The organism is Flagellimonas abyssi (assembly GCF_019457905.1).
GTDB lineage: Bacteria > Bacteroidota > Bacteroidia > Flavobacteriales > Flavobacteriaceae > Flagellimonas > Flagellimonas abyssi.
Genome location: NZ_JAHZSV010000003.1, coordinates 497,427 through 520,515 on the forward strand (window position 1 = coordinate 497,427; position 23,089 = coordinate 520,515).

The window sequence follows — 23,089 nt, forward strand, 5'->3', positions numbered from 1 at the left end:
GGTTATAATGTTATTGTCAAGTAATTAATGGCGATTACGGTTTGATTGTATTGGTTGAGCACGTCCAGATAATTGAGTTGGATGTCGTAGGCGTTTTCCAAACTTTGGATGTACTGGAAAAAGTCGATTTCCCCATTTTGAAAGTTCCCGGAAGCCGCTTTCAAAATTTGATCAGAAAGTAGACCGCCTTCGTCCTCGTAATAGGAAAGTTCCTTGGCCTGTTGCTCCAGTTGTCCCATCAAGGTTTTATAGCGCTGGTCCATGGCAACGGAAATTTCGGTGTTCTCCATCTCTGTAATCTTGGTCTGTATCTTGGATGATTTTAGCTTGCTACTGTGACCAAAGAAGAAAATTGGGACACGGACACCCAATTGAATTCCGTAAAGTGAAGTCCCTAGCCCACTGTTTGTCCCTTGAAAATATTCAAGGTTCAGATCGGGCAACAATTTGTTTTCCTCCAAACTCTTTTTGGCATTGCTCAACTCTTGCCGATGGTCCAAAAAGGAGGTTTCCGCGTCCAACATTCCTTGGACATTCACTACCGTTAATTTTTCTGGTTTTTCATCCACGATTTGCAAGCTGTCCCCGCTTTGCACCAAACTCACGATTTGACCATAGGTTGTCAACATCTGTTGCTTTATCTTGGAGTAAGTGTTGGCAATCTGCCGTTGCTTGGCCGTGGCCGTCACTTTTTCCAGATAATTGGTCTCGCCAAGCTCAAAACGCCTGTTGGCCGCATGGGCAAAATTGCTGTAAATACTGTCTAGCGTACTGTAAAGCTTTACTTTTTGATTCAATGTCTGGTATTGATAGTACGCATTGCTCAGCGATTGGTACAGCTGCTTCTTTTGAATCTCAAATGATGATTTCTGAAGTTCATAATTCGATTTTTGAAGCCTGTTCTTGGCCCCATACACTGTCGGGAACTCAAATTGTTGCTGTGCCCCAAAAACCTTTAATGGCTCCCCATTTAGCGCCAAGTTGTTTTCATCATACTGGTAGTAGATATCTGTTTTGTCAAATTCAAAAGCGGTTCCCTTAAGGGTTTCCGCCTGATCTACCAATAACGACCCAGCTTGGATGCCCTTGTTATTTTCCAAGGAAAGGGCCATCAAATCTTCTAGGTCCAATTTAGTTTGAGAGAATCCCGAAGCAGTCACTAAAAGAAATAGCACAGTCAGCGTATTTTTGTTCATTTTGCGTTCTCTTCTTCTTTTTCTCATTCCGCGGAATTTAATGTTGTGGGTATAGGCATATAAAACGGGCAAAACTACCAAGGTGAGCATGGTGGCCGTTACCAATCCGCCAATAACCACCGTGGCAAGCGGACGTTGCACCTCGGCACCTGCATTGGTGGATACGGCCATGGGCAAGAAACCTAAAGCAGCTGCGGAAGCCGTCAATAATACGGCACGGAGCCTATCTTTGGTTCCCTGTTTGATGAGATCTTCCATGGAATCAAAATCTTTTCCTTTGAGTTCCTTGAAATGCTCTATCAATACGATTCCGTTCAAAACGGCGATACCGAACAGGGCTATAAAACCAACACCCGCCGATATGCTAAAAGGCATATCTCTCAGCCAAAGCAAGAGGACACCTCCCACTGCGGAAAGTGGAATGGCGGAAAAAATGAGCAAAGCTTCCTTTACCGAGCCGAAGGCAAAATAAAGCATGATGAAGATGAGCAGCAAAGCAATGGGCACGGCAATCATCAATCGGGCTTTGGCATTTTGTAGATTTTCGAACTGGCCGCCGTAGGTAATGGTGTAGCCTGGCGGCAACGAGATGTTCTCGTTGACCAATAGTTGCACATCGTCAACAACGGATTGAAGGTCACGATTTCTTACGTTGATACCCACAACAATCCGTCGTTTGGTATCATCTCGGGAAATTTTTGCAGCCCCTTTTTGATAGGTGATCTCAGCAAGCTCGCTCATCGGGATTTTTCCACCATTGGGAATATCCACATAAAGGTTTCTGAGGTTGGAAATATCCTGGCGATTTTCAGCATCCAACCGAACGGCAAGGTCAAATTGACGCTCTCCCTCAAATATGCTTCCAACGACCTTACCTGCAAAGCCCATCGAAATCATTTCGTTGAGGTCGGCAATGTTGAGTCCGTGACGTGCAATTTTGGCCCGGTCGAAGGACACGTTCATCTGTGGAAGCCCTTCTACTTTTTCAACAATGATGTCCGAGGCACCTTCCACATTTTGGATGAGGTCTTTGATCTCGTTGGCTTTTTTATTCAATATTTCCAGGTTTTCCCCAAAAATCTTAATGGCAATATCCGCCCGTACTCCCGTAATCAATTCATTGAAGCGCATTTCAATGGGCTGGGTAAATTCTACTTCCATTCCAGGTATCACGGCTAGGGCTTCCTTAAACTTGTCGGCCAGTTCATCCTTGGTTTCCGCAGAGACCCATTCATCTTTAGGTTTTAGGGAAATGATCACATCGCTCTCCTCCATGGACATGGGGTCGGTGGGTACTTCTGCTGCACCGATACGGCTTACCACCTGTTTCACTTCAGGAAATTGGTCTAGGAGGATTTTTTCGATTTTGGTGGTCGTCTCCACGGTCTTTGCCAAGGAAGTCCCCGTTTTTAATACAGGTTGAATCACAAAATCACCCTCGTCCAGGGTAGGTACAAATTCCCCACCCATTGAGGAGAACAGCAAAATGGCTCCGACCAACAAAGCCGCAGCGATGGAAAGTACCAATTTTTTGCTTTTCATGGCCCATTCGATAACGGGCTCGTATTGCTTGTTGATCCAGTTGACCAAACGGGTGGAGATGTTCTTGGACGATTCTTTGGTGGGCTTTAAAAATAATGCGGAAGCCACGGGCACGTAGGTAAAGCAGAACAAAACAGCTCCCAAAAGGGCAAAACTGAAGGTAAGTGCCATGGGTTTGAACATTTTACCTTCCACACCGCTGAGTGATAGGATCGGAATGAAAACAATCAAAATAATGAGCTGTCCAAATACGGCGGAGTTCATCATTTTGGTGGCTCCCTCCACAGTTATTTTATCTTTTATGGATTGTGTGGCTTCTTTGTCCAGATTGACAAGTTCGGTTTGCCGTCGGGTAATTTGAAACGCAATGTACTCGACTATGATGACTGCTCCGTCTATAATGATACCAAAGTCGATGGCCCCAAGGCTCAACAAGTTGGCATCGACCCCAAAAATGTTCATTAAGGTGAGGGCAAAAAGCAAACAAAGCGGAATTACGGAGGCTACAACAAGTCCTGACCGCCAGTTGCCCAACAACAGGACCACCACGAAAATCACGATCAAACAACCCAACACCAAGTTCTCGGTAACCGTGAAGGTAGTTCTTCCGATAAGTTCGCTACGGTCCAAAAATGGGTTGATGTAAACCCCTTCGGGTAGCGATGCCGAGATGGCGGCCACTCGTTCTTTGACCGCTTCGATAACGCGTTTGGAATCGGCATCCTTGAGCATCATGATCTGGCCGAGCACTTTTTCGCCCTCTCCATTTCCAGTGATGGCTCCAAAACGGGGGGCGCTTCCAAAACCAACTTTGGCCACATCCTTAATATATATAGGGATGCTGTTCCTTGTGGTTACGACGATATTCTCGATGTCCTTGAGGCTGCTCACCAAACCTTCCCCGCGAATAAAATAGGCTTGGTTTACTTTTTCAATATAACCTCCACCAGTGACACTGTTATTTTTTTCCAATGCGGTGAAAATCTCCCTTGCGGTTATATTGAAAGCGTTAAGCTTTTGGGTCTGGATGGCAACTTCGTATTGTTTAAGATGCCCCCCCCAAGTATTTACCTCGACTACACCAGGAATACCGGAAAGCTGACGTTTTACAATCCAATCCTGAATGGTCCTAAGCTCCGTGGAATTGTATTGGTCCTTGTACTCGGGCTCAACATCCAGAATATATTGATAGATTTCGCCCAGACCAGTGGTAATTGGTCCCATTTCTGGGCTACCAAAACCCTCTGGGATACGACTGGATGCTGATTTTATCTTTTCGGCAATGAGCTGTCTTGGCAGATAGGTGCCCATATCGTCCTCAAAGACAATGGTGACCACCGATAGGCCAAATTTGGAAACCGACCTTATTTCTTTTACACCGGGCAGGTTCGCCATTTCCAACTCAACGGGATAGGTGACGAACTTTTCCATGTCCTGTGTGGAAAGACGATTAGAAGTGGTTAATACCTGTACTTGGTTATTGGTGATATCGGGTACAGCACCAATGGGTATTTGTGATAGCGAAAATAACCCAACAAGGGCTATGGCCGCTGTAAACAGAAGAACAATGAACTTGTTCTTTACACTAAAGTTGATAATTTTTGAAAACATGATTCATAGAGTATGATAGCATTATTAAATAGAATAAGGCTTGATAGAAGTGTTCAGCAAAGCTGAAATACTATGAATTATGCGTGTTTGGGCGGTTGAAAAGGGTTGTCTCCCCAAATATGGGAATACGATATTTGATAGTGGAAATTTCCTTTTTCTGTAACTGGAATTTCAGAACGGGAATTGATAAAATTATCCGCTCCAAGAACAAAAACATGCGGTTGCGAACAATGGGATTGATGCTGAAAAGGCAATTTTTCATGCTCTTTTTGCTCTTCTTGGTGCTTTTCGCTGTGCGAAGCTTTGAGTTCTCCGTAGTGTTTGGAAACAAAGACCGTAAAGTCATCACCATATTCCTCATTGTGGAACTGGTAATGCTCAAAAAGTTGCCCAAGTTCCACCAAATCCTTAAAATGAATGTTGGCTCCTTGGAGCAGAATGAGCAGGGATATCCCTATGGTGATAATTTTATTCATCCTGACAACGTAAAATTAAGAATAATACGCGGCACCATAGATGACCAAACTTAATTTAGAATGAGTCTGATTTTTAAAAACCATCAGGCCCTATTGGGCCTTGATGGTTGAAATTCCGTTTTCTTCCAAAACAGCATTCACTTTTGGAAGCTCTTTATCCAATGTGCTGTTCAGTTTGGCCATGTGAGTCTCCAACTCGGCAACAAGTTCATCGTATACCACATAAGCGGCATCCGTTGGTCTGGCGTCCCCGTTTTCAATACTTCTCTGCAGGGCATTGAACCTATTGTTCAATTTGATGGGGAAGTTCAATGGGTCTTGTCCTGATTGGTTTTTGGTTTGATAAAGATCATTCTCGATTTCGGTCAAGGTCTCCATGAAATCTTCAGTTAGCTTTGTGAACTTTCTACTGGAAATCCCCTTGCCCAAACTATCCAATTGTTTGCGGATGCTTCTTATTTGAATGACCGCTTCGTTGGCGATGGTCGCTTTCTTGGTGATTTTGGAAGCCAATTCAAATTGCTTTTGAAGGTCTTCCGCTGTAATCCCTTTCAAGTTGGGGTCCATTTCAATTTTAAATGGATAGCTTTTGATGACTTCAGGGCCCACCTTCATTTGCACGGTATAGGTGCCCAGTGGTGCTTTTGGTCCTGTGGTGGCCGAAGCTCCCCAAATAATGATACCATCAAAAGTAGTGGGTCCAGGATACCTCAAGTTCCAAGTAAAAGTGTTGATGCCTTTTGCCGTAGTGGGCTTGGTACTGCTAAAACGGCTCCACCAGGAAGATTCGCCAGAATCTTCATATTTTGGTTTGTTGCCGCCAAAGGATTCGATGAGGTTATTGTTAGCATCGAAAATAGAAAAGGTGACTGTATCCACCTCTTTTTCCAAATAGTACTGGAAATTGGCGTTGTAAATACCTCTGATGGCATCGGAGGGTTTGAACAAGACATTTTTTTCACTTTTTAAATCTTCTGAATACTCCCTAAAAGGCTGAATGTCGTCCAAGATCCAAAATCCCCTGCCGTGGGAGCCCAGAACCACATCGTTGTCCTTGATCACCAAATCCCTGATCGGGGTATCGGGCAAGTTCAATTGAAGCGACTGCCATTCGGCACCATCGTTTATGGAAAAATACACTCCGTGTTCGGTCCCCAAAAACAGTAGTCCTTCTCTTTTATGGTCTTCACGGATTGCCCTGGCAAAGTGACCGTCTTTTATTCCTGTAATGATCTTGGTCCAGGTTTTTCCGTAATCGTGTGTTTTAAAAACGTAGGGCGCCCTGTCATCCACTTGGTATCTGTTGGCCGCCACATATAAAGTTCCAGGATTGTGGATGGACTCTTCAATAATGCTCACCCTTGAATATTTTGGTAGATTTTCTGGGGTAATATCCTCCCAGTTTTCACCACCATCTCTTGTGATGTGAATTTTGCCGTCGTCAGAACCTGCCCAAATGGTGTTGATGTCGTGATGGGATGGAGCCAAAGCGAATACGGTGGCATAAATCTCTGGTCCGTTCATGTCCATGGTTAAAATACCCCCCGTCTTGCCCAAGGTTTCCGGGTCGGCATAGGTAAGGTCCGGACTGATTTTTTTCCATGTCTGTCCATCATTTGTTGTTTTCCAAACGTGTTGGGAGCAGGTGTACATTACATTGGGGTCTTTGGGAGCGAACATAATGGGGAACGTCCATTGCCAACGCTCGGGAAGGGCACTTGCAGGTTCACCAGAGAAAAATCGGGGATATACTTGAATATCTCTGGTCTGACCATTGCTTCGGTCATACCTTGTCAAAAGTGCTCCTTGGCTTCCTGCATAAAAAATATCGGGGTTGGTCGGACTTTGTGTGATCCAACCACTTTCCCCGCCACCAACGGCGTAGTACCATTCGGAACTTGGCCCCCTTGCTTGCATAAAGTCCCATCCTTCGCTTGGCATGGCCAAGGTAGAGTTGTCCTGCTGGGCACCTGCCACGTGATACGGAACATCGCTAGTGGCCATTACATGATAAAACTGCGAGGTTGGATAGTCCTGTTCGGTCCAGGTTTTTCCTCCGTTGATGCTTACCACGCCACCTCCGTCATTGGAACTGATCATTCTATCAGGGTCGTTTGGGTCGATCCACAGATCATGGTTGTCGCTATGTGGGGTGTTAATTTTTTCGTCAAATGTTTTTCCTCCATCGGTGGATTTAAAGAATCCTACATTTAGGCCATACACCACATCTTTGTCTTTGGGATCGGCATAAATTCTGGAATAGTAAAAGGCACGTTGTCTCAGTTTACGTTCGTTGTTGGTGAGTTCCCACGTCTTGCCAGCGTCATCGGAACGGAAAACACCGCCTTCATTGGCCTCTACAATGGCCCAAACCCTGTTAGAATCTGCTGGGGAAACCGTTACCCCAATCTTACCGATCGGGCCTTCGGGCATCCCTGGATTTTCGGTGAGGTCTGTCCAGGTTTCTCCACCATCTGTGGACTTCCAAAGTTTACTATCTGGACCACCGCCCCACATTTTCCATGCTTTACGGTACACTTGCCATGTGCTGGCGTACAATACATCGGGATTATTTCGGTCAATGATCAAATCTGCAGCGCCTGCTTTATCGCTGACATAGAGTACTTTTTTCCAATTTTCGCCTCCATCCATGGATTTAAAAACGCCACGTTCTTCATTTTCTCCATAAGGGTGTCCCAAAGCGGCAACGTAAACAATATTTTCATTGGTGGGGTCTACGCGAACCCTTGAAATGGCTTGGGTTTCTTCCAGCCCTAGATGTTTCCAAGTTTTTCCGCCATCTGTCGTTTTGTAAACACCGTCACCTTGTGTGATGCTTCCACGCAGTTGGGTTTCTCCCATTCCGATATAAACCACATCTGGGTTGGTTTCTGCCACCGCTACGGCGCCTACGGATGAACTGGTAATTTGGCCATCGGTTACACATTTCCATGTATTTCCTCCATCGATGGTCTTCCACAGACCACCTCCAGTGGCTCCAAAATAATATTCGTTGGGTCGGGAAGGGCTTCCTGAAGCCCCCAAGCTTCTACCGCCACGGTTCGGGCCAATGTTCCGCCATTCAAAGCCGCTGTAAAAACTGGTGTCAATGGTAATAGGGGATGCATTTTGTGCGCAAATAAATAAGGTTGAAAAAAACATGGAAAGTAATGTCCATGTCTTCAGGGAGGTTGTTGGCATTCTCATGATGTCAAGGTTGGTTATGAGTAGTTAGAATAAAGTCACAATTTACTCAATATGGATGAGAAAATTTAATCAAATCATCCAAACTCTTGAATATTTTGAGTTGTTTTAGGGAATTTGATGCGTTTTTTTATGCAATCAAAAATGAAGCTCGTCAAGAATTACCCCGTAATCGTGTTGCAAGTCTTCGTGGAGTGCGGGTATTTTCTTTTTGATGTATTCCAATTGACGGTTATACAAATTCATCAATGTGGTATTTCTGTTGATGGAAGGACGGAATGATTTCATCTTTTCACAGAAATAAAGCAACAGTTCCACTTCGGTAGCCTTATTTCCTGAATACCGAATATATTTTTTGATGGTGCGAAGTATTTTCCGAACACTTTTTTTGATGTAGAAATAACTGTTAACGTTGATGTCGGCGAACATGGCATCCACCTCTTCTTTTACGGTTTCAATGTATCCTTCCTCGCTGTCTGATTCGAACAGCAAATAGGTAAGGAGTTCCTTGTTTTCTTTTTTGAAACGTGCCAAACGAAGGCAAAGCTCAAGGACTTCGTCCTGCGATTTGAATTTGAGTTCTTTTTTGAGTTGTGCTACGGTGGCGGCCTTCATATAATCAACTTCTTAGGTATGATGCCCCATTAACATCGATGATGGTTCCAGAGGAGTAAGCGGCCTCGGAGGATGCCAGGAACAATATCGCATGGGCCACCTCTTCGGGCTGTGCCATGCGTTTAAAAGGAGATTCGCGCAACAGGTTTTCCCGCTCGGCAGGGGTAAGGGTCTCTTTGGCCATTTCGGTTTCGGTGAATCCAGGTGCGACCACTCCGACATAAATGTGGTGAGGCGCCAATTTCTTGGCGAGGGACTGACTCATGGAATTCAATGCAGCTTTGCTGGCCCCATAGGCTGGTTTGGTGGGTTCGCCCCGAAACGCACCCCGAGAGGATACGCTTACAATATGCCCGCCACCTGTTTTCATCATGGCCTTGGCTCCCCAATAGCATAAATTAGCCACGGCAAATAAGTTGGTTTCAAACGTTTTTTCCCAGGCATTCGTCCAATGGTCAAAATCAACTTCGTCTATTTCATGAAAAATAGAAATGCCCGCATTGTTCACTAAAACGTCCAGTTGGCCATAGGTTTTTACAAAATCAGCAATAAGAGCTTCCGTTTCAGATTTTTGGGAAATGTCTCTTTTAAAAAGTTGATGCCCTTCCCCAGGTAATTCTGATAACGTTTGATGGGCCACTTCATCATTACTACGATAATTGATGCCCACTTTGGCTCCTTTTTTGGCGAATGCCATGGCGGTTGCCTTGCCGATACCTCGCGAGGCACCTGTGACCAATACGTTTTTGTTGTTGAAATTCATAGGTTTACTTGGGTGATGAAAACAATTCGAGTTTTGATTTTTTAAAGATAAAAAGATAGGGCACAATATTGGATGGATTTCAATGTTGTTCTATTAATTATGTTTCTTTGTGGTCGACTCTCTTTTTGAACACAAGGAATTACGAGAAATACTATGAAATCAAAAAAAAGACATTGGTTGTGGAATGTTCTCATCATTCTGACCGTGGCGCTATGTGTTTTCGCCTTTGTGGAACACTATAAAAACTGGCACAAAATTGAGGATGGAAACCTAAAGATCTATTCAGGGATCTACTATCAAAAAATACCTTTAACGGAACTGGACAGTGTGGTTTGGGTGGAGAAATTGCCAGAAATGGAGCGATCTAATGGTTTTTCTTGGATGGAAAAGGAAAAGGGAGTTTTCAAGGACTCCATTACCAATACCAAAGTCTATGTTTTTGTGGACGACCTCTATCAACAAAAAATAAAAGTGGTGCACCACGATTCCCTTAAAATGTATATAAATCTTCAGGACAGTCTTAAAACAGAGGAATTATTTGCAATTTTACAGACTGAATTGATGAACAATCAAGAAACCGCCAGAGGAACCAATAAATAGATATGAAAACTTTTATTTTTTTATTGTTGTTGCCCGTAATAGGCATTTCTCAGAATACACTTTCCATACAGGTCAACAATGTGGAGTCCGCGAAGGGCAAGGTGAGTGTGGCCGTGTATGATTCCGACGAAGCTTTTTTGTCCTTTGATCATGTATTGAAAACGAACAGTGTAGTGGCCCACCAAGGAAGTGTGATGATGCATATCACCGATCTTCCTGCTGGCGAGTATGCATTGGCCATTTTCCATGATGAGAACAATAATGGAAAACTGGATACCAATTGGTTGGGGATTCCAAAGGAAAAGGTGGCTTTTTCCAGAGGCAAGATGAAAACGTTTGGTCCGCCCAAGTTTAAGGAATGTGCCTTTAAGATGAGTTCCGATCACAAAATTCATATAGATCTTTAAAAAATATGGGAACACTATTTATGGCCCAATTAATGGGCGCCCTTTATGGACTTTTAGCAGTAATTTTTGGTGCTTTCGGCGCACACGCGCTTAAAAAGAAATTGACCCCCGAACTGCTGCAAAGTTTTGAGACAGGGGTCAAATATCAGATGTATCACGCTATTGTGCTATTGGTGCTAGGATTTAATTTAAGCTTTGATCAACCACTGGATTCTTGGATAGTCAACTGTTTTATTTTCGGGACCCTATTATTTTCCTTCAGCATATACGCCCTTTGTTTGGGCGCGGCGAAAGGCAATAAACCAAAGTTTCTGGGCCCGGTGACCCCGCTTGGTGGATTGCTTTTGACAGCGGGATGGGCCTTGTTGCTCTATTCCTTTGTTTCCAATTTGGTTTAAATCATTTGGCAAGCAATTTGTCAATTTCTCTTTCAATACTGTTCTCTCTCTCATAAAATCCAACAAAAGATTTGACCACGGTACCGTTTTTGTCGATCAAGAAAGAGTTAGGGATGGCGGTAACAGCATATTTTTGCACGTTTTCGCTTTTCATTCCCACCAAGTCTGATATGTTTATCCAATTGATTTTGTCCTCTTTACTGGCTTTTTCCCACCATTTTCTCTCCTTGTCAAGAGAATAACTGATGAGCACAAAATCTTCTTCATTGTATTTTTCCATCAATCTTGGAAATTCTTCCTTGTTCTGCTTTCGGCAGGGAACACAACCTGTTCCCCAAAAATCCAAAAGAATAACCTTGCCCTTATAATCGAACAATTGGTGCTCTTCCCCATCAAGATCATATCCAACGATGTTTCTGTATTTATCTCCTGGTTTTATGTCGCTAGTTTTTGCGTAAGTCAGGAGTTCCAGTCCTTTTGGTGAACTGGAATTAATGGAATCCAGACGCTCATGGAACAATAACAAACTGTCCTTGGACACTTCTTTTTTAATATATAACAATTGGTTCAGTGCCATTTGGTTATCGGCATTGGAAAACAGGAAGTCCAATTGCTTGGATTTTCTGTTTTCCTTTGGGGTATTCCTTAAAGTTGCATAATATGCCGCAAGAAGGTCGGATTGCTCAGAACCGACCACCTTTGCATCTATAAAATTGGAATAATCCCCTTCTATGAAGATAGAATCATTTTCCAAAAAGAAATAATGGTACGGTTCCAGTGGGTTATTTTCTTTATCATAAAAATTGAGATAGCACAAAGAGGGCAAGTCCACTTTTCCACTAAATTCAAACCTTTGATTGATCACAAAGGCGGAATCAAGGTTTTTATCAATGTCCCTGTTGTATAGATAAACTTTAGTGCTATCAGGAAAACCCTTTGCTGTTACGGATAATACAAATTGTTCCTCAAGACTTGTTTTTCCCTTTTTTTGGCAAGACATGATAGTACAAACCACCAAGGTCAAAATAAACAATACATTTTTACCACCCATTATTTAAAGCCTTAGGTACATGTTACCGTTTATGGTATTCAGTTTTAGTCGGTGCGTGGCGTTGTCGAAACTACCTTCCACTTTTTGGCCCACATATCGGTCACTTACGGTTAGTTCCATGCCCTCATCGGCATAGATACTGCCATGGATGGTCTCTGCGACCAATCTGGAATTTTTCATCACCAAATCTATTTCCCCATTGATGGTCTGTAGGTCCATGTCGCCGTTATATTTGGCAATATCAATGTCCCCGTTGATCAAATCTGCGGTAAAATCCCCTTCAATAATTTCAGATTTGAGGTCACCGTTTATACTGCTCACTTTAAAAGTTGCGCCTTTGGGCACATACAACACATAGTTGAATTCGTAGGTGTCATGCGTAAAGTAATAGCGCTTCTCCTTGTTGGGGTTGTTTTTGTTCCATTCATCGTGGAATGCTTCAAAAACAGGTTTTGCATCTGATTTGATATGCAGAGAACTGCTTCCCTCATCAATATTCAGTTTATAGAGGTCAATAAATTTACCGTCCTCTGTTTTTATGTCGGCCTTAAAATAAACGGTGGATTTATCCCAAGTTTTAACCTCGATGTTTTTGGCAAATTTTACATCCAGGTCAATGGATTGTCCAGAATAATTGAAGCTTTTTTCAATGATTTTTTGTGCGGCCAAGGATAGTGTGGCGAAGCCCACAAAAACGGTGATGATGAATTTTTTCATGACTGTTCGATTTTTTGATTTTAATATGTAATTGATGTTTTTGCCATCTTGAGCCTTTCGACTGCGCTCGATGTGACAGGTTGATTTATTTTTTTCTTAGGTACATGTTTCCATTGGTGGATTTCATGGAGATTTTTACACCACCTCCGTTAATGGAAGCTTTGATATCTCTTCCCAAAACTGATTTTAGGCCGTCTTTGTTCTCTGCTTGTACTTCAAAGTCGGTGTAGACATTTCCGTTGAGGGTGCTCAAGGCTAAATTGGCCGGTGTATCGGCGGGCAGACTCACATCTACCGCTCCATTGGTGGAATATAGCGAAATAGGGGAATCCTGTGTAACTTTTCCGAAAACGACTTCCAGCTCGCCGTTCAATGAATTCGCGGTTACGGGACCGTTTACGTTTAATAGCTTTACGTTACCGTTAAGTTGTGCATCCGCTTCAATTTCCCCGGAAAATCCATCTATTTCAATATCGCCGTTCCACGTACTTTTTACGGCAACGTTTTGTGATGCTGGCAGATATATTTCTCCTTTCTTGTTCTTTCTTAGGTTATGGATAATCAAGGTATTGCCATCTTGGACTACGGAAAACCCAATGTTGGTATTGTCGGTACCGCCTTCTCCCACTAATTTTAGACCTTTTGCTCTCTCAGGTATTTTAATTTCGGGTCCGGATTTGATCAAAAGTTCATTGGCGCTATGGGTTTTTAAAATAATGTCTGCATTGGATTCGATTTTCACCCATTGAATTCCGTTTAGGGATTTTGTGTAATCGCTTTGCGCATTGGTAATGACGCCTACAAAAAGTGCCATTAAAATAAATGTGAATTTTCTCATGATATTCGCTTTTTTGATGTTTATGTTAAACTTGGCAATACTGCCTTGATTTGATCTTTGATAAAGGGTTGTGTGTCTTCTTTTTCCAATAATTTTTTCATGGGTTCGGCCGCTTTTTTCTCTTGGATTTGAACCAAAGCTTGAATGATGGCCACTTGGATACTTGGATTTTGTTCTTGTTCCAAGGCTTCGATAAAAGTTGTTTTTACGATTTCGGAGGAGGTAAAGTTGACCAATGCCTCGAAAGCCGTCATCCGAACATTATCATTTTCATCATAGAGCAATCTGTTGGCAAGGGCTTGGATGATGGCTTCATCGGGTTGTTCAAATTCCTCGATATAGTTCACACCTTGAATACGCTTACTGGCAGATTGATTCTCCATCAACGATAGCATGGTCGTTTGCTTCATCTGATTGGTCTCGTCCTGAAGCTGCGCAATATCTTCGTTCACTTTTCGCTGCTGGAACAGACTTCCCATTTGGAAGGCGGCAACCAACAGTGCAATACTCGCTGCTATTTTCAAAATATTTCCTGTCCAATTTGATGATGGTTTGGATTCAAGTTGAACTACTTTCCCCTGGTTCAATTTTTGCTGTTCAAGTGTAGATTCAAACTTTGCTTTAAGCCTATCCGAGGGTGTTGGAACCTCTTCTTCAAACACATTAAAAAAGGTCTTCATCTCCTCCAGTTCCTTTTGGCAATCGGCACATTGTTCAAGGTGCTTTTCAAATTCAGCTACTGCCGATTTGTTCAAATTGCCATCCAGATAGTCCGGTATTTGGTGAAAAACATGATTCTTTTCCATGGCTATATACTTTCTAAATAAATATTCTTCAATTTTTTCAAGATCCTACACACTCTGGTTTTTACGGCTCCTGGGGTACTTCCCATTATTTCGGCAAGGTCATCGTACTTGATTTCTTGGTACCGGTTCAAAATCACCAGTTCACGGTCATAAGGATCCAACTGGCTCAAGGCATATTGCAAATGGGCATTGTTCTCGCTTGTATCATTTTCCTCTTCCACTGCTTGGTATGCCAATACCTCGATATCATCATGCGACTTATGGTTTCTTGTGTAATATGTTTTTAGGCTGTTGCGCGCTATAGTAAACATCCACGACACGAAGGATCCATTGTTATATGAGTTCCGATACTTGATCAGTTTGTAAAAAACATCTTGTGTAAGATCTTCGGCCAACATGCGATCGCCCGACATTTTGTACAGAAAATTGTACACATGTTTGTGGTGACGGTCAAATAGTACATTGAGCAGATCCAAATTGCCTTCGGATACTTTTTGCATGATCATTTCATCTGAAAGTGTTTCCAAATGCTATTTTTTAGTTGGCGTTTATCTTATATAGTCAGGAAATTAAGAAAGGTTACAAAAAGGGAGGGAAAAAATTAAAAAATTGTGATTTGTGAAAATAAGTTGTTGGAAATAGGATGTGAGAACGTAGTCGCGAGGTCATGAAACTGAACTTTTGTATTTCTTTCTAAAATCTGTTGGTGTGGCCCCTGTTTTAACTTTAAAAACTTTAGAGAAATGGGCATAATCCTTAAATCCCAGAAAGTCAGAGATGTTTACCAAGGAATTTTCTGAATGTACCAAGAGTCGCTTGGCTTCCAATAATAAACGTTCTTGGATTAGTTCTGAGGGTGACTTGCCAATGGATTCCATGGTAACTCTGTTCAAATGCTTTGTAGTGATGTTTAGTTTTTCCGCGTAATACCGTACCCTTTTTTCCTTGCTATAATTTTTTTGAATCAAGGTTTCCAAGTTCCTTAGAGTGTTGAGATAGGTTGTTGAAGCTATAATTTTGTGCGATTCATATGAGGAATATAATCGGGACAGGTCAATATAGATTAGTCTTATTAAGCCCTGTAACTTTTGTTCTTTAAAGGGTAGGTTTTTATGGTATTCGGAATTCAATTCGGCAAACCGTGTCTTGATTTGTTCAAGATTATCCAAATTTATGTGAAGGTTTGGTGGGTTTTCATTAGAAAAGTAGAAAGGGAATTGTTCAAGTTTGGTATCCGAAAAGCCAATTTCAAAGAAATCCCTGGTATGAAAAAATATGAAACCATCAGGCTCGCTGTCAAATTTCCATAAATGGGTTTGGCCTGGTTTTAAGAAAAACACACTCCCTGGGCCAAGGTCATAATTGTTGAAATCAATTTCATGCGTACCTCTTCCCTTGGTAAAAAGGACGCATAAGAAAAAATCATGTTTATGAGCCGTGTGGACTATGTCACTGTTGTTCATCAGGTGCTTTCCCAGTTCATTGCTGTACACCTCATTTGTGCTTATCTTTTTTTCAAACTCCGATATGTTTAAAATTGGAATCATGGGTTTATTGTACATAAATGTCCTAAATGTACAAATAATGGAGAGTATTGTATAAGACTAAAATTGGTTTCGTTTTTACCTTTGTCATTTAAATTAAAAAGGTTAGCGTTTTTAAAAATTGATCATGGAAATTTTTGAAGGTACAAAGGTCTATAGTGTTTTTACTGGTAAATGTCCTGTTTGTCAAAATGAAAGTATGTATGAGGAACCAAATCCTTATAAATTGCACAGTACATTGAAAATGAAAGAAAGATGCAGCCACTGTAAAACGAAGTATAAGATAGAACCTTCCTTTTTTTACGGTGCTATGTATGTAAGCTATCCTGTGGGCCTTGTTTTTGCCATTGCAACATTTGTGTTGGGATTTCTCATTTTTGATTTAAGCTTAATTACGACCTATTGTGCAATTGTGGTAGTAATGATTTTGGCACTACCCTTGATTTTAAGGATTTCAAGGAACATTTGGATCAATTTCTTTATGTCTTTTGACAAGAACAATAGGATTGCAGATTGAATGTATCTGGATGCTGATCTGGATTAATTAATTTAAACTACACACTCTTATCTTTAAACAAACAATTAACTTATACCAACTAATATGAGATACTTTATTGTTCTAGGGGTCATTTTATGGAATACATTGTCAGTAAATGCCCAAAATCAAGGAAAGGTATTCGAAGCTAAGACGCTTGAAAGCTCCATTCTAAAGAAAGAGCGACACTATTCCATTTATTTGCCACAGGGTTATGATACTTCCGATATGACCTATCCGGTTCTTTATCTATTGCATCCAGCGGGACCTCGAAACACGGTTCCAGATCATAGGTCTTGGCTCTATTATGGGGAATTGAAGCATTATTTGGACAATGCCATCGCAAATGGAGATATAGTTCCCATGATAGTGGTGACACCGGACGCCAACTATGGAGCAAAGAGAATCAGTTATTTTAATGATCCCGAAGGCGATTTTGATTTTGAGGATTTCTTTTTCAAGGAATTCATTCCACATATCGAACAAAACTATCGATGCCGTAAAGATAGGGATAGCAAGGCCATTGCCGGGGCTTCTTTGGGGGGTGCGGCCGTGATCCAATATGCCGTTCACCAACCGGAAGAATTCTCGGTGGCCTGCGCATTGAGCGGAGCAGTAAGAAAATATGATTCCCAATACCTGAAAGGAAAGTATCCGAATCTCAGTGAAAAGATATTGATGGATTGGTACAAACCTTATGATGTAATATCATTTTTTGAAAACCAACCTAAGGATGCGGAACAAAACATAAAATGGTACATAAGCTGTGGTGATGATGATCATTTGTCGCCCAACAATGTGATGTTGCACACAGTGCTGAAGGCCAAGGGTGTGGAGCATGAGTTCAGAATACAGAATGGTGCCCATGACTGGACATATTGGCGTGGGATATTGCCCGACTTTATGACCTTTATATCAGATTCTTTCAGGAAATAATTTATCTTTTATGGATAATTGGAATTACGTACGCAAAATATGGATTTAACCTTATGACAATGAAAAAGATAAGTTCCCTTGCACTGTTGCTATTGACGGTATGCCTTACCTACGGGCAGTCGAAGGATGAAATGGAAATTCGAAAATTGGAAAAAAAATGGACGAAATTGCTGGACGATGGGGATACTGCCGCATTGTTGGATATTTGGTCTCCTGATTATGTTGTGAACAATACCAAAGGAAAAATAGTGACTCCCAAAGAGATAGTTGCACTAATGGAAAATGGGCATAAATTTCCCAAGGTAAAACGAATCATCGAGAGAATAACCTTTAATGCCAATGTTGCCGTGGTTATGGGAAAGGAGTTGCAGCAACCACCAAGTATGACCACAGATGAAAATCAATGGATACCAAGGAGATTCACGAATATTTGGATATCCAGCGATAGGGGTTGGCTTTTGGCGGCAAGGCAATCATCAACCATAGTTTTGGAATAGGGCTTGACTATGAACAGATATATGAATTGAGGAATAATTTTAAATAGAGAACAGACTACTTTGTAGATTATTACTATTCTTATCGAAGTTTAAACAAACAAGATTTGTGTTCAAAAGTTGTTTATTTCTTTCCGTGTTCTTAGCGGGAATATCCTATGGACTAAAGTAGTGAAATAATGATATTCAGTGTAATAATATTTAGTCGATGATTCAATCATCATTTACTATTCTACAGGTCTCGACTGCGCACGACCTGACAACTGCATTAAAAAGGAGTTAACTGCAACCGCAGTTGTCGCTTCCGCAGGAATTGGAATCTTTGCTCCCTTTACCGAAGAGTGATTTGGGAAGCAAGAATTTCCACACTAAATAACCTGCTGCAATAATCAATGTTCCGTATGCTAAAATTTGTTGAACCATGTTTGGGTTAACTTAATATTTGATAGGCCATCAACGCCATAATATACGCAAAAACGCTCATAAAGCCCAATTGGATCATGGGCCATTTCCAAGAATTCGTCTCTCTTTTTACAATGGCGAGTGTGCTCATACATTGCATGGCAAAGGCATAGAACAACATCAACGAGATGCCGGAAGCCAAATTGAACAGTGGTTCGCCATCTTCATCCAGTTCCGCGGCCATTCGGTTCTGTATGGTTTCTTCTTCATCGCTTCCCACACTGTAAATGGTAGCCAAGGTCCCTACGAACACTTCGCGTGCGGCAAAGGAGGTCAAAACGGCTATTCCGATTTTCCAATCGTAGCCCAAGGGTTTTACAAGTGGTTCAAAGGCTTTTCCTGCTTGACCAATGTACGAGTGCTCTAATTTGTAGCTGGCAATTTCTTGGGCAACGGCTCTTTCGGAAAGTTCTTCCCTGAGTATTTGGATGGAATCCTGTATTGCACCAGCGGCCATACCTTCGGCTTTTGCGTTGGTGCGATAGGCATCTATATTGTTCTGGACATAATTTTTGCTGTAGGTGCTCAATCCTTCGTTCTCGATACGTTCGGCTACAATACTTTCGGCATTCTGGAAATCATCAGAATAACCGTTGGAGCCCAAAAACCATAATACAATTGATATCGCCAAAATAATCTTACCTGCACCGAGCACAAAGCTCTTGGTCTTTTCAATCACGGTATAGCCAACATTTTTTAACAAGGGCAAGCGATAGGTTGGCATCTCGATCATAAAAATGGCCCTACTCTTTATTTTAAGGATCTTATTTAGGACCATAGCAGATAAAAGAGCCATTCCAAACCCAATGAGATATAGGAGCATCAAAGTCAACGCTTGGAAACTTAACCCTAAAAAGCTTCCTTCCGGAATTACAAGCGCTATCAAAATTAAATAAACAGGCAGCCTGGCAGAGCATGTGGTAAAAGGCGTCACCAAAATGGTAATAAGACGTTCCTTCCAGTTTTCTATCGTCCGTGTCGCCATAATGGCCGGAATGGCACAGGCATTTCCTGAAATCAATGGGACAACGCTCTTCCCGCTCAATCCAAAGGGACGCATCAGCCTATCCATCAAGAATACTACGCGGCTCATATATCCGGATTCTTCCAGCAATGAAATAAAGAGGAACAGGAAGGCGATTTGGGGAATAAAAATGACGATTCCGCCAATACCGGCCACTATCCCTTCCGCAAGTAAATCGGTGAAAACCCCGGGAGGTAAGGTGTTTTTGATCCATTCCGCAGCCAAGGCAAAGTTTTCATCAATAAAATCCATGGGGTAGGAGCTCCACTCAAAAATGGCTTGGAAAATAAGCAATAGGATGGCAAAGAAAATAAGGTAACCAAAGACTTTGTGGGTCAAAATCTTATCCAATGATGCCCGAAGACCTTTGGCGGCCATAAAATCGACCTTGTAGGTTTCCCTTAAAATATTGTTGATGAGTTGGTATCTGAGTACAGTCTCCTTATGCTGTAATTTTTTGAGTTCGTCCTTGGACTTGGTGGAGAAATCGGTCGCATCCTGAATGCGTTTTTTCTCGATGGGCATAAAGTTGACATCCTGCGTGATCACCAACCACAATTTGTAGAGGTCTTCTTGTGGAAAGGTGCTTTTTAGACGCTCAAAATATTCCGGGGAAATTCTGGAGGTATCCAAGATAGGTTTTGAGGAAATGCTCTTATAGTCGGCAATGAGCTCCTTAATTCTATCGATTCCGGTATTTTTTCTGGTACTCACGAGGGCAATCTTGGTGTCCAGCTTTCTTTCCATGGTCTCCACATCCAACGAAATGCCCTTACGGTCCATACGATCCGCCATATTGATGACCAGAATGGTTGGAATCTTTAGGTCTTTTATCTGGGTGAAAAGCAGTAGGTTCCTTTTTAGGTTTTCCACATCGCTGATTACTACGGCAACATCGGGATAGTCCTTGTCGTTTTTATTGAGCAAAAGCTCTACGACCAGACTTTCATCCAACGAAGTAGTGTTAAGGCTATAGGTTCCGGGAAGATCCAGGATATGGGCCTTTACGCCCCTTGGAAGTTTACAGATTCCTTCTTTTTTCTCAACCGTTATGCCGGGATAGTTCCCTACTTTTTGCTTGAGTCCGGTAAGTTGATTGAAAACTGAGGTTTTTCCTGTATTAGGGTTGCCGATCAGGGCTACATTGATGTTCTTGCTCATTTGGCCTGCGTTTCTTCAATAATTTCCAGCTCAATAAGCGCAGCCAAGGACCTTCTGATTGCCAAATGGCTTCCGCTGAGGTTGATATAGATGGGGTCGTTCAAGGGTGCAATTTGCAATAATTCCACACTGTTTCCGGGCAAGCACCCCAATTCCAACAACTTTATCGGAAGTATATGTTCGGTAAAATCTTTGATTATCCCCTTTTGCCCATATTGTAAATCTGCAACGGTCACCACTGTTCTTATTTAGAATAAATTTAAGTAAGGCCAAAAATAAGTAAAAAAGGATAAATAGGAGGTCTATTCATGCAGAAAGGTATGGGAAACTATTCTTTGTAGCTGGCTTCAAGTATTTTAATGTCGCTAAGTAGACGATCTATTTCTTCCCGATCTGTGCCATCATAAAAGCCTCGAATCCGTTTTTCCTTGTCCACCAAAATAAAATTTTCGGTATGGATCATATCGAACGGCCCTCCGTCCCCATCATTTTTAACGGCTAAATAGGATTTTCTAGCAAGTTCATAAATCTGTTTTTTATCACCGGTCACCAAGTTCCATTTGCTATCGATCACCCCTTTTTCCAAGGCGTACCGTTTTAATTGGGCAACGGTATCGATTTGTGGTGTAACGGAGTGGGAGAGAAGCATGATGTTAGGGTCGTTTTTGATGGCTTCTTGGACTTCGCCCATATTCTTGGTCATTATTGGGCAAATGGTGAGACAGGTAGTGAAAAAGAAATCCGCTACGTAGATTTTGTCCTTGTAATCTTCCTGTGTGATAGTTTCCCCATTTTGGTTCACCAGAGAAAAATCTGCCACTTTGTGGTATTTTTTGGTATAGTGCAAGGTGCTGTCCACTAGTGATTTATCCACCATGGAAGGCTGATAGACAGGGAGCATTTTTTTTGGTTGCAACGCATTGTAAAAGAGATAGACGATGACGCCGGAGAGTACCAGCATTACAATTCCGAACATTTTGTACTTCGCGAAGAATGATCCCATAGTTGCAAAATTACGCCCCAATTGGCTATTCTTCAAGGAGAAAGAGACTTATTGTTGCTAAATCTTTCTTAAATCATGAAAGGATAAAATTTGAGGTTTTTTTATCAATCCCTAAAAGGTTACTTTTGTGCGTTTTAACAAAAGACGACGGATGACCCCTATAGTTATAAAGACCATACAATTCTTTCTAAGTTTATCGCTCTTGATCGTACTCCATGAGCTTGGACACTTTATCCCAGCAAAGCTTTTTAAGACAAGGGTGGAGAAGTTTTATCTCTTTTTTGATGTGAAGTTCTCCCTGTTCAAAAAGAAAATAGGGGAGACCGTATATGGTATTGGTTGGCTGCCCTTGGGCGGATATGTGAAGATATCCGGGATGATCGATGAGAGCATGGACAAGGAGCAGATGAAGGAAGAGCCAAAACCTTGGGAGTTCCGTAGCAAACCAGCTTGGCAACGCTTGATCATTATGCTCGGTGGAGTTACCGTTAATTTTGTTTTGGCCGTGGTTATTTTTATTGGTCTTGTTTTTACCTATGGTGAGCAGTACATCGCCAATGATAGCCTAAAGGATGGGATTTGGGTTACCGAGAAAAGCTTGGGAGATGAGTTGGGTGTCCAGACAGGAGATAAAGTTTTATCCATTGATGGTAAAAAGGTGGAGGCTTTGCAGCAAATACTTCCTGAAATGATAGTAGGAGAAACCTATACCATTGAGAGAGATGGAAAGGTTGTTGAAAAAGCAATCCCGGTTGATTTTATAGAAACCTTATCGGAGGATAAAGAAAAAGCACGTTTTATTTACTACAGGGTACCGTTTGTTATTAGTGGAATTCCTAAGAAATCACCCAATTTGGGCAGTGGCCTGCAAGAAGGAGATGCTGTAGTTGAAATGGCAGGAAAACCAGTGGAATACAAAGATCAGGTTATTCCCATATTGGAAGCTAATAAAGGAGGTACTGTTCCCGTAAAGGTAAATCGAAACGGTCAAATGGTGGATTTGACATTAAATGTTTCTGAAGACGCAGCTTTGGGAGTTGCTTTAGGGATGACCCCAGAGGAATACAAAGAAAAAGGCTATTTGGAGCAAAGAACATTGACTTATTCATTCTGGGAATCCATTCCCGCTGGATGGAACAAGGGTGTAAAAACACTTTCGGACTATATTAAGGGAATGAAAAAAATATTTAATCCCGATACCGGTGCGTATAAAGAAGTTGGTGGTTTTGCAGCTATTGGAGGTATGTTCCCCGACACTTGGAACTGGCCGGCATTTTGGGCCACAACAGCTTTTATATCCATTATTTTAGCTTTCATGAATATTTTGCCCATTCCTGCATTGGACGGTGGGCATGTGATGTTTTTGTTGTACGAGATGGTTACGGGACGCAAGCCGAGCGATAAATTTTTGGAATATGCCCAAATGATAGGCTTCTTTATTTTGATCGCTTTGTTGCTGTTTGCCAATGGCAACGATTTGTACAAGTGGCTTTTTAAATAGAAAAGCAATTTTTTTGTTTGTGGTGTAAAAAAGAATCCATTATATTTGCACCCGCTTAAGGTAAAATATTCCTCCTTAGCTCAGTTGGTTAGAGCATCTGACTGTTAATCAGAGGGTCCTTGGTTCGAGCCCAAGAGGGGGAGCAGAAACAGCAAGGCTTCAGAGAAATCCACACTCTGGAGCCTTTTTCATTTGCACGCAATTT

At 41.9% G+C, this 23,089-nt stretch carries 21 protein-coding genes and 1 tRNA gene; 8 read left to right on the forward strand and 14 right to left on the reverse strand.

Features of this window, described 5'->3' with window-relative positions; genetic code table 11:
- Nucleotides 1-2: 2 nt before the first annotated feature.
- From K1F36_RS04905 to K1F36_RS04925, 5 genes are all read right to left on the reverse strand, one after another.
- Nucleotides 3-4,349 carry a CusA/CzcA family heavy metal efflux RND transporter gene (locus tag K1F36_RS04905; protein WP_220112783.1) on the reverse strand — a complete coding sequence of 1,449 codons (4,347 nt, stop codon included), beginning with the start codon at nt 4,347-4,349 and terminating at the stop codon, nt 3-5.
- 77 nt (nt 4,350-4,426) lie between these two features.
- Nucleotides 4,427-4,825 (reverse strand): hypothetical protein, encoded by a 399-nt coding sequence (locus tag K1F36_RS04910; protein ID WP_220112784.1) that lies wholly within the window; start codon nt 4,823-4,825, stop codon nt 4,427-4,429.
- 90 nt (nt 4,826-4,915) lie between these two features.
- Nucleotides 4,916-8,032, reverse strand: a complete 3,117-nt coding sequence (locus tag K1F36_RS04915; RefSeq protein WP_220112785.1) for a VPS10 domain-containing protein — start codon at nt 8,030-8,032, stop codon at nt 4,916-4,918.
- Nucleotides 8,033-8,167: 135 nt separating this feature from the next.
- Nucleotides 8,168-8,644 (reverse strand): hypothetical protein, encoded by a 477-nt coding sequence (locus tag K1F36_RS04920; protein ID WP_220112786.1) that lies wholly within the window; start codon nt 8,642-8,644, stop codon nt 8,168-8,170.
- A gap of 4 nt (nt 8,645-8,648) precedes the next feature.
- A complete protein-coding gene (locus K1F36_RS04925; protein ID WP_220112787.1) occupies nt 8,649-9,407 on the reverse strand; it encodes an SDR family NAD(P)-dependent oxidoreductase in 759 nt (252 codons plus the stop codon).
- A gap of 153 nt (nt 9,408-9,560) precedes the next feature.
- Here K1F36_RS04925 and K1F36_RS04930 point away from each other — a divergent pair, with 153 nt between their 5' ends.
- From K1F36_RS04930 to K1F36_RS04940, 3 genes are read left to right on the forward strand one after another with little or no spacing between them, the layout of a single operon-like run.
- Entirely contained in the window at nt 9,561-10,007 is a 447-nt protein-coding gene (locus K1F36_RS04930) for a hypothetical protein (protein WP_220112788.1), read from the forward strand.
- Nucleotides 10,008-10,009: 2 nt separating this feature from the next.
- The gene (locus K1F36_RS04935; RefSeq protein ID WP_220112789.1) at nt 10,010-10,414 is read left to right on the forward strand and encodes a DUF2141 domain-containing protein; all 405 of its coding nucleotides are present in this window, start codon (nt 10,010-10,012) and stop codon (nt 10,412-10,414) included.
- Nucleotides 10,415-10,419: 5 nt separating this feature from the next.
- Nucleotides 10,420-10,812 (forward strand): DUF423 domain-containing protein, encoded by a 393-nt coding sequence (locus K1F36_RS04940; RefSeq protein ID WP_220112790.1) that lies wholly within the window; start codon nt 10,420-10,422, stop codon nt 10,810-10,812.
- 1 nt (nt 10,813) lies between these two features.
- Here K1F36_RS04940 and K1F36_RS04945 read toward each other — a convergent pair whose 3' ends face one another.
- From K1F36_RS04945 to K1F36_RS04970, 6 genes are all read right to left on the reverse strand, one after another.
- Nucleotides 10,814-11,863 (reverse strand): TlpA disulfide reductase family protein, encoded by a 1,050-nt coding sequence (locus K1F36_RS04945; RefSeq protein ID WP_220112791.1) that lies wholly within the window; start codon nt 11,861-11,863, stop codon nt 10,814-10,816.
- A 3-nt stretch (nt 11,864-11,866) separates the two neighbouring features.
- Nucleotides 11,867-12,580 carry a DUF4097 family beta strand repeat-containing protein gene (locus K1F36_RS04950; protein ID WP_220112792.1) on the reverse strand — a complete coding sequence of 238 codons (714 nt, stop codon included), beginning with the start codon at nt 12,578-12,580 and terminating at the stop codon, nt 11,867-11,869.
- Between the two features lie 85 nt (nt 12,581-12,665).
- Entirely contained in the window at nt 12,666-13,418 is a 753-nt protein-coding gene (locus K1F36_RS04955; RefSeq protein ID WP_220112793.1) for a DUF4097 family beta strand repeat-containing protein, read from the reverse strand.
- A gap of 20 nt (nt 13,419-13,438) precedes the next feature.
- Entirely contained in the window at nt 13,439-14,224 is a 786-nt protein-coding gene (locus K1F36_RS04960) for a zf-HC2 domain-containing protein (RefSeq protein ID WP_220112816.1), read from the reverse strand.
- Nucleotides 14,225-14,226: 2 nt separating this feature from the next.
- Nucleotides 14,227-14,751: an RNA polymerase sigma factor gene (locus K1F36_RS04965; RefSeq protein ID WP_220112794.1), complete on the reverse strand. Its 525-nt coding sequence runs from the start codon at nt 14,749-14,751 to the stop codon at nt 14,227-14,229.
- A 138-nt stretch (nt 14,752-14,889) separates the two neighbouring features.
- Complete coding sequence (locus K1F36_RS04970) at nt 14,890-15,771, reverse strand: AraC family transcriptional regulator (protein ID WP_220112795.1); 882 nt, start codon at nt 15,769-15,771, stop codon at nt 14,890-14,892.
- Nucleotides 15,772-15,895: 124 nt separating this feature from the next.
- Between K1F36_RS04970 and K1F36_RS04975 the strand changes: the two genes are divergently transcribed.
- From K1F36_RS04975 to K1F36_RS04985, 3 genes are all read left to right on the forward strand, one after another.
- Entirely contained in the window at nt 15,896-16,285 is a 390-nt protein-coding gene (locus tag K1F36_RS04975) for a DUF983 domain-containing protein (RefSeq protein WP_220112796.1), read from the forward strand.
- Between the two features lie 84 nt (nt 16,286-16,369).
- Entirely contained in the window at nt 16,370-17,239 is an 870-nt protein-coding gene (locus K1F36_RS04980) for an alpha/beta hydrolase (RefSeq protein WP_220112797.1), read from the forward strand.
- Nucleotides 17,240-17,298: 59 nt separating this feature from the next.
- A complete protein-coding gene (locus K1F36_RS04985; protein WP_220112798.1) occupies nt 17,299-17,736 on the forward strand; it encodes a nuclear transport factor 2 family protein in 438 nt (145 codons plus the stop codon).
- A 427-nt stretch (nt 17,737-18,163) separates the two neighbouring features.
- On the opposite strand, the gene feoB is transcribed toward K1F36_RS04985, so the two are convergent.
- The 3 genes from feoB to K1F36_RS05000 all read right to left on the reverse strand — a co-directional run bounded on the left by feoB (nt 18,164) and on the right by K1F36_RS05000 (nt 21,383).
- Nucleotides 18,164-20,380, reverse strand: coding sequence for a ferrous iron transport protein B (gene feoB / locus K1F36_RS04990; protein ID WP_220112799.1), 2,217 nt, complete (start codon nt 20,378-20,380; stop codon nt 18,164-18,166).
- On the reverse strand, nt 20,377-20,619 hold the full coding sequence (locus tag K1F36_RS04995; protein WP_207031498.1) for a FeoA family protein: 243 nt from the start codon (nt 20,617-20,619) through the stop codon (nt 20,377-20,379). The genes feoB and K1F36_RS04995 overlap by 4 nt, the downstream gene beginning before the upstream one ends.
- An 89-nt stretch (nt 20,620-20,708) precedes the next feature.
- Complete coding sequence (locus K1F36_RS05000; RefSeq protein ID WP_220112800.1) at nt 20,709-21,383, reverse strand: SCO family protein; 675 nt, start codon at nt 21,381-21,383, stop codon at nt 20,709-20,711.
- Between the two features lie 151 nt (nt 21,384-21,534).
- On the opposite strand from K1F36_RS05000, the gene rseP reads away from it, so the two are divergent.
- Together rseP and K1F36_RS05010 are read left to right on the forward strand one after the other, a co-directional pair.
- The gene (gene rseP / locus K1F36_RS05005) at nt 21,535-22,884 is read left to right on the forward strand and encodes an RIP metalloprotease RseP (RefSeq protein ID WP_220112801.1); all 1,350 of its coding nucleotides are present in this window, start codon (nt 21,535-21,537) and stop codon (nt 22,882-22,884) included.
- A gap of 69 nt (nt 22,885-22,953) precedes the next feature.
- Nucleotides 22,954-23,027: transfer RNA gene (locus K1F36_RS05010), tRNA-Asn, on the forward strand.
- Nucleotides 23,028-23,089: the final 62 nt, after the last annotated feature.